Annotated in this window: 6 protein-coding genes and 1 tRNA gene; 5 read left to right on the top strand and 2 right to left on the bottom strand. The window is 50.0% G+C overall.

Translation table 11 applies throughout. The features are described from left to right. The first annotated feature begins 49 nt into the window (after nucleotides 1-49). The gene (locus DWY25_RS12270) at nucleotides 50-358 is read left to right on the top strand and encodes a type II toxin-antitoxin system RelB/DinJ family antitoxin (protein WP_117895463.1); all 309 of its coding nucleotides are present in this window, start codon (nucleotides 50-52) and stop codon (nucleotides 356-358) included. Continuing rightward, nucleotides 355-690 (top strand): type II toxin-antitoxin system RelE/ParE family toxin, encoded by a 336-nt coding sequence (locus tag DWY25_RS12275; protein ID WP_117895464.1) that lies wholly within the window; start codon nucleotides 355-357, stop codon nucleotides 688-690. The genes DWY25_RS12270 and DWY25_RS12275 overlap by 4 nt, the downstream gene beginning before the upstream one ends. A 258-nt stretch (nucleotides 691-948) precedes the next feature. Here DWY25_RS12275 and DWY25_RS12280 read toward each other — a convergent pair whose 3' ends face one another. Continuing rightward, complete coding sequence (locus tag DWY25_RS12280; protein ID WP_117895465.1) at nucleotides 949-1,923, bottom strand: alpha/beta hydrolase; 975 nt, start codon at nucleotides 1,921-1,923, stop codon at nucleotides 949-951. A gap of 407 nt (nucleotides 1,924-2,330) precedes the next feature. Beyond that, nucleotides 2,331-2,415 (bottom strand) — tRNA-Leu (locus DWY25_RS12285). Nucleotides 2,416-2,850: 435 nt separating this feature from the next. Here DWY25_RS12285 and DWY25_RS12290 point away from each other — a divergent pair. The 3 genes from DWY25_RS12290 to DWY25_RS12300 are packed head-to-tail and all read left to right on the top strand — an operon-like array spanning nucleotide 2,851 to nucleotide 7,407. Next, the gene (locus tag DWY25_RS12290) at nucleotides 2,851-3,309 is read left to right on the top strand and encodes a MarR family winged helix-turn-helix transcriptional regulator (RefSeq protein WP_117895466.1); all 459 of its coding nucleotides are present in this window, start codon (nucleotides 2,851-2,853) and stop codon (nucleotides 3,307-3,309) included. Between the two features lie 14 nt (nucleotides 3,310-3,323). Next, on the top strand, nucleotides 3,324-5,555 hold the full coding sequence (locus tag DWY25_RS12295) for an ABC transporter ATP-binding protein (protein ID WP_117895467.1): 2,232 nt from the start codon (nucleotides 3,324-3,326) through the stop codon (nucleotides 5,553-5,555). Further along, entirely contained in the window at nucleotides 5,536-7,407 is a 1,872-nt protein-coding gene (locus DWY25_RS12300) for an ABC transporter ATP-binding protein (RefSeq protein ID WP_181981813.1), read from the top strand. Before DWY25_RS12295 ends, DWY25_RS12300 begins: the two co-directional genes overlap by 20 nt. The last annotated feature ends 171 nt before the right edge of the window (nucleotides 7,408-7,578 follow it).

Consider the following 7,578-nt stretch of genomic DNA (forward strand, 5'->3'; position numbering starts at 1 on the left):
ATTGCGCATAATTAGAATAGAAGAAAACCTTTGAAAGGGGCGATAATTTATGGCAGCAAAATCAGCAAATTTATATGCAAGAATTGAACCGGAGGTTAAGGAACAAGCAGAGAGCATTCTTTCCGCGTTGGGCATCCCGGCTTCCAATGCAATTAATATGTTTTACAAGCAGATTATTCTTCATCGAGGACTTCCGTTTGAGGTGAAAATTCCATCGGGGAAAACGCTGGATATGAGCGTTTTGTCTGAAAAAGAGATGAACGCAGAGTTGGAAAAAGGATATGCTGACATGAAAGCCGGCCGTACGAAATCGGCTAAGAAAGCATTTGCGGACATTCGCGGGGATTATCATGTATGATTTATGAAGTTGAAATTTCAGACCAGGCGGATGCGGATCTTCGAGGAATTTACGAGTATATCGCTTTTGAGCTGCAGTCACCGGAAAATGCCAGCAGTCAGCTTGAACGATTGGAAACAAGTATTTTGGGACTTAATCAGATGCCAAAGAGGTTCCGTGAATATGAAAAAGAACCCTGGCATAGAAGAGGACTGCGAATCATGCCAGTTGACAATTACTGTGTATTTTATATTCCAGATAGTAAGAAAGCGGTGGTTACGATTATCCGTGTGATGTTTGGGGGGCAGGATATGGATATGCAGTTAAGGCGGTTTACGAAATCACAAATTTGAATTTAATTCTTGTTCTGATTTTTTCGTTTATACTTTTCTCGGGACGATTGAAATGCGAGGACCCGTATCAAATCATAGCGGCGAAGTCTGGAGTCTGTTTAATTGACAACAGGATTATTTCAGTAAAATACGAAAGCAGGAATTTTGCTTTCCGCGCTCTTGAGTAATCAAAAAAGCAGGCAGTACAAAAGTTTTTGAACTTTGTAGTGCCTGCTTCATTTAGATTCTCGCTTAACCTAAGACTGAACGTGGATTTTATTATGCCAAAAACCTGCCCAGGAAAGCGGCAATGGAATCCCAGTATAATTGAGGATCTACGTCGGCGCTGGCCGCATGAGCCGCGCCTTCGATGACCAACAGTTCTTTCTCTGTCGGACACGCTTCATAAACCTGATAGACCATCTTTGTCGGCACATAGGTATCGTTGCTTCCGTGGATAAACATCATCGGGACGGTTGCTTTTTCGAGCTGTTTTACGGCTGACGCTTCTTTGAAATGATAGCCGGCCCGGATTCCGGTCATAATATCCGCGGTTGCGAGAAACGGAAATTCCGGCAGACCGAAGCGGTAATCGAGTTGATTCTTAAACATTTCGTAAACCGAAGTATAGCCGCAGTCTTCAATGATCGCTTTAACATTGGAAGGCAAGACTTCTCCCGCGGTCATCATCACGGTCGCGCCGCCCATCGAAACGCCGTACAGTACAATTTCAGCGTCCGGATCCTGATTTACAACCTGATCGATCCAGAGTAAAAGATCCTTGCGGTCCAGCCAGCCCATGCCGATATACAATCCGTCGCTTTCGCCATGCGCGCGGTTATCCGGGGTGATGACCGTGTAGCCCAGCTCGGAAAAATGCCGGGCTTCCGTCTGCATCGCCTCTTTGTTGGAAGTGTAGCCGTGAATGACCAGAGCGTAGCGATGGGATGCAGGATCCGCGGTGTATTGCAGCGCGCGCAGTGTCAATCCGTCCTCGCTGACAATTTCTTTCTTTTCCAGGACGACCGTGTCCAGCCAGAGGTCGGTCAGGCGCTGTTCCTCGGCTTTGTTGGCTTCCTCGTTGCCGTAGGTTTCATTCACCGGCGCTTTGCCGTCGTTGGCGGATTGCGGCGCTTGATCGGCGCGGTAGAGCGCGTAATCGACCAGATAATTGCCGGCCCAGAAGCTGCCTGCGGTCAAGGCGGCAGTCATGACGGCAAGGATTGATATTAAAATTTTAGTTTTTTTCTTCATATGGATTCATCCTCATTTCAGGTCGGTTCATTGAGAACCTGAACGAGGAAAAAGTATATCAGAAAATAATTTGGATGTAAAAATAATTTCTGAAGGAACTTTAGGCGTTTTCTGCGGACTGAATATGAAAACCTTCAGCGCCGCTATTTCATAGCCGTATGGATGATGAAAAGGGAAACAGAGAAATTAAAGTTACGCAGTTTTCCCTTGTTTTTATAATCATGGGGGGATTCCCTGTCGTTTAAAACCGGATTTCGCCTATAATCCTTGTGGGGGAGTTTTTGTGATTATTACCGATAAGGAAATCATGATTCTAGCCCCGCTTCGGCAGTTTCCCAATGGAAATCAGAGAGAGCGGAAACACAAAAAAAGCTTCCCGCCTTTTGCGTTCAGCTCTTGTTTTTATCTGGTGCGGTAGGTGGGACTTGAACCCACATGGTTTTACCCACACGCCCCTGAAACGTGCGCGTCTGCCGATTTCGCCACTACCGCATGTATATTAAACAGCCGTTTTCCGACTGCTTTTATATATTACACTAAAACGTTTCGATATGCAAGTGTTTTTTTTATTTTTGTTGGCTAAAATGTGGGGCGTGAATTGAAAAAGTAAACGCAGCCTTAAGACTAAAAGAAATTGTATTACTCTTTGCAAAGACACGGGCTGCCTTTTGCGCATAAAGCGATTGGAAATTCGGTGCGGATTTGTTGATTTACCATTCCGGGCGTCACCCGCAGGAACATTCGGCGGAGGACGAAACCGAAGCTGAAATCGCATTTGTGATGTGAAAAAATAAGCAAAAACGACAATTTTTACAGTTTGTAGGAAACTTGAAAAAGCCTATTGCATTTTATAGAGAGTGGAGTATAATCTGTTCACATAGTTAAATATTAAGCTACTTAACTATTTAGACGAAAGAGGTGACCGGTGTGAATGAACAGGAAATCGCTCAGAAGATGATGCGGCTGGCTTACGATATGCGTCAGCGCAGCGAACCTCGCGGGCGTAAGAAGATGACGATGAATTCCCGGGATATGATGATTTTGCATGGCATTCTTCATCTGAATCCGGAAGGAATGATCAAAATGAGTCAGATCAAGGATCATTTCCATGTCAGTCCGGCTGCGGTATCCCAGGGAATCCGCTCCTTTGAACAACAAGGATGGGTTGAACGGGTGATCCTGGACAGCGATCGGCGCAGCGTCTACATTCGGATCACGGAAAAAGGCCGGGCTCTGATGCAGCAGAAGGAACAAGAATTCTGCGATCAGCTGACGGCGTATTTCCGTTATCTGGGCGAGGACGATAGTCTGGCGTTAATCCGGATTCTGGAACGAACCATCGGATATTGTCAGAATTTATCGGGCCGCTGCCCAAAAGAAAATTAGGAAAGGAGTAACTTATGGTCAAGCTAACGAAATATCTTAAGCCCTTTGCACTGTCGATCGCGGCAGTGATTGTGCTGTTGTTTGCCCAGGCGCAATGTGAGCTGGCGCTGCCGGATTACATGGCCGATATCGTTGACGTGGGGATTCAGACCGGCGGCATTCACAGCGCCATTCCGGAAGTGATCCGCCAAAGCGAGGCGGAGAAGCTGTCGATGTTCCTCAGCGATGAGGATCAGCGGCTGTTTTTATCCAGCTATACACTGGTAGAGGCCGGACAGGCCAGTGCGGAACAAATAAAACAAGCTCCGCTAGTCGAACAGGAGCCAGTCTATTTTCTCAATCCGCTCGAAGATGAACAGCGCGATCAGCTGAATTCAGTCTTGGCGAAGGCTGAAATGATCCTGGTCAGTATTCCCGGGTTAAAGGAAACTGAGGAATTTAAGGCCTTGAATCTGCCGGAGGATGTCGATCTGATAACCCTGTTGCCGCAGCTGCCGCAGGAGGTCTTTGACGAGATCCTCACGAAAATCGACGCCAACCTGGACGTGGCCGGCGAGAATGCGCTGTCGGTAGCGTCCGCTCAATTTGTCAAAATGGAATATAAGGCGATCGGCATCAATACAGATTCGATCCAGCTGAACTATATTTTCAACAGCGGCTTGCGGATGCTGGGCGTCGCGCTGTTTGGAACGATCTGCGCGATTGTGGTGACGTTTTTAGCGTCCCGGATCGCGGCCGGCGTTTCCCGCAACCTGCGGCTTGCGGTTTTCAGCAAGGTTGAGAACTTCGCGTCCGCGGAATTCAACCAGTTTTCCACCGGTACCTTGATCACCCGGACGACCAACGATGTTCAGCAGATCCAGCAGGTGCTGGTCATGTTCATGCGGATCGTCGTGTACGCGCCGATTATCGGCGTCGGGGCGATTATCAAGGTACTGAATACCAACGCCTCGATGACCTGGATCATCGCGTTAGTCGTCGTGGTCATCATGGCGATCATGGGCGTGGCGTTCGCGGTCGTGATGCCGAAGTTCTCCATCATCCAGAAGCTGCTGGATAAGATGAACTCCGTGCTGCGCGAATTCCTGGACGGTCTGCCGGTTATCCGGGCGTTCAATACCCAGGCACATGAAGAAAAGAAATTTGATCAGGTCAATGACGATATGACGAAAACCAATCTGTTTGTTCAGCGTACGCTGGGGGTGTTAATGCCGATGATGATGCTGGTGATGAACTGCGTCGGCATCCTGATCGTCTGGGTCGGCGGTCATCAGATCGACATGGGGACGCTGCAGGTCGGCAATATGATGGCGTTTATCCAGTACAGCATGCAGATCATCATGGCCTTCTTAATGATCACGATGGTTTCGATCATGTTGCCGCGGGCGGCCGTTTCGATCAAGCGTGTCATGGAAGTGCTCAACTGCGAGCTTTCGATTACCGATCCGAAGCAGCCGAAGGCGTTCGATCCTCAGCAGCATGGCTATGTTGAATTTAAAGACGTGGCCTTCCGTTATCCGGGCGCGGAAGAAAACGTCATTGAAAACATTTCCTTCCTGGCCCGTCCGGGACAGACGACAGCCTTTATCGGCTCGACAGGTTCCGGCAAATCCACAATCGTGAACCTGGTGCCGCGGTTCTTCGACGTCACAGCCGGTTCGATTGAGGTGGACGGCGTGGATATCCGCGAAGTCAGCCAGCAGGAGCTGCGTCACAGAATCGGTTATGTGCCGCAGAAGGGCGTGCTGTTCTCCGGTACCATCGAATCCAACCTGCGCTATGCCGAAGCGGACGCGGACTGGCATCAGCTTAAACAGGCGGCGGAAATTGCCCAGGCGAGCGAGTTCATCGACTCCAAGCCGGAAGGCTATGACACGCCGATCGCTCAGGGCGGTACCAATGTGTCCGGCGGTCAGAAGCAGCGTTTGTCGATCGCCCGCGCTTTAGTCCGTAATCCGGAAATCTATATTTTCGACGATTCGTTCTCCGCGCTGGACTTCAAGACGGACGCGGCGCTGCGCAAAGCCCTCAACGAGCTGTGTCAGCGGACCGGCAGCACAGTGCTGTTGGTCGCTCAGCGAATTTCGTCAATTATGCATGCCGATCAGATCGTCGTGCTCGATAAGGGCCGGATCGCCGGCATCGGCACGCACGAACAACTGATGAAAACCTGTGAGGTCTACCAGGAAATTGCGTATTCGCAGCTGTCAAAGGAGGAATTGGGTCATGACGAACACGAAGCATAATCCGAAACCGATGATGCGCGGCCCAATGGGACGCGGCCACGGAATGCGCGGCGCCGGCGAAAAGGCCAAAGATTTCAACGGGACAATGAAGCAGCTGCTGCGCTACATTAAGCCGTATTCCCTCTCGATGCTTTTTGGAATTCTGTTTGCGGCTGTCGCAACGGTGATGACGGTCGTCGGTCCGAAAATTTTAGGCAAAGCCACGACGGAGCTGGCCGCCGGACTGAGTGCGAAAGCGATGGGCACCGGAAGCATTAATTTCGGCCGGATCGCGGAAATTCTGATTTTCCTGTTATGTCTGTACGGCTTATCGGCACTGTTCCATTATTTCCAGAACTGGCTGATGGCCGGCGTCGCACAGAAGGTTTCCTATAACCTGCGCAAAGCACTGGCTGAGAAAATCGACCGGCTGCCGTTTAAATACTTTGACACCCATTCGCACGGCGATCTCCTCTCGCGGGCGACCAACGACGTGGATACGGTGTCGCAGACGCTGAACCAGTCGCTGGCGCAGATCATCACCGCGATTGTCCAATTGATCGGCTACACGATTGTGATGTTGTCGATCAGCTGGGAAATGACGTTGATGGCCTTCTGCGTTCTGCCGCTTTCAGCGATTCTGGTCATGCAGATCGTCAAGCGTTCACAGCGGTTCTTCGCCCGTCAGCAGGAAGCGCTGGGTGCGGTTAACGGCCACATTGAAGAAATGTATTCCGGTCATATCGTGATGAAAGCCTTCAACGGCGAGGAACGTTCGATCGCGGAATTCAGTGAGAACAACCAGCGGTTGTATGATTCCGCATGGAAATCCCAGTTCTTAAGCGGTATGATGCAGCCGTTAACGACGCTGATCGGCAACCTCGGTTATGTCGGTGTCTGTATTTTAGGCGGCTGGCTGACGATCAAGGGTGCGATTGAAATCGGCGATATCCAGGCGTTCATCCAGTATGTGCGCAACTTCAATCAGCCGATCAACCAGCTGTCTCAGTCGATGAACGTCCTGCAGTCGACCGCGGCTGCCGCCGAGCGGGTCTTTGAATTCTTAAACGAAGAAGAAGAAATTGCTGAAACTACCAATCCTGCGCCCGTTCGTGATCGTCATGGCAAATCTCTGATCCAGGGACAGGTCACGTTTGAAAACGTCCATTTCGGCTACAATCCGGATAAGATCATCATCAATGATTTCTCGATGTTCATCAATGCCGGCAAGCGCGTCGCCATTGTCGGGCCGACCGGCGCGGGCAAGACGACGATCGTCAAGCTGTTAATGCGGTTCTACGAGCTTAACAGCGGTACGATTTATGTCGATGGCCAGGATATCAAGAATTACAAGCGATCCGATCTGCGCTCATTGTTCGGTATGGTGCTTCAGGACGCGTGGCTGTTTAACGGCACGGTCATGGAGAATCTGCGCTATGGACGGCTGGATGCGACGGATCAGGAAGTCATCACGGCGGCGAAGGCAGCGCATGTGGATCACTTCATCCGCACGCTGGACCATGGCTACCAGACGATGATCGACGGTGATTCCGGAAATATCTCCCAGGGTCAGAAACAGCTGCTGACAATCGCACGGGCGTTCCTGGCGGATCCGAAGATTCTGATTCTGGACGAAGCGACGTCCTCTGTCGATACGCGCACGGAAGTCCTGATTCAGAAGGGCATGGAAACATTGATGAAAGGCCGCACGAGCTTTATCATCGCGCACCGTCTGTCGACGATCCGCGACGCCGACCTGATTCTGGTCATGAAGGAGGGCGACATCGTCGAAGCAGGCACACATGATTCGTTGATGGCCGACAACGGCTTCTACGCTTCGCTGTATAACTCGCAGTTTGAGGATTGCGAATAAATCGAATTCAAGCTTTATTTGTTCACAGACCTGGTCCAAGCGGCCAGGTCTTTTTATTCTCTAAGAATTTCGATGCGTCAGAGGCAAAAGAAAATGAAAAGAATAAAACAAACTCAAATGCGTTGAGATGAGATCACGTTTATTGTATAATTAACTCACTAAAGATGATGG

It is taken from the genome of Holdemania filiformis (genome assembly GCF_003459085.1).
GTDB lineage: Bacteria > Bacillota_I > Bacilli_A > Erysipelotrichales > Erysipelotrichaceae > Holdemania > Holdemania filiformis.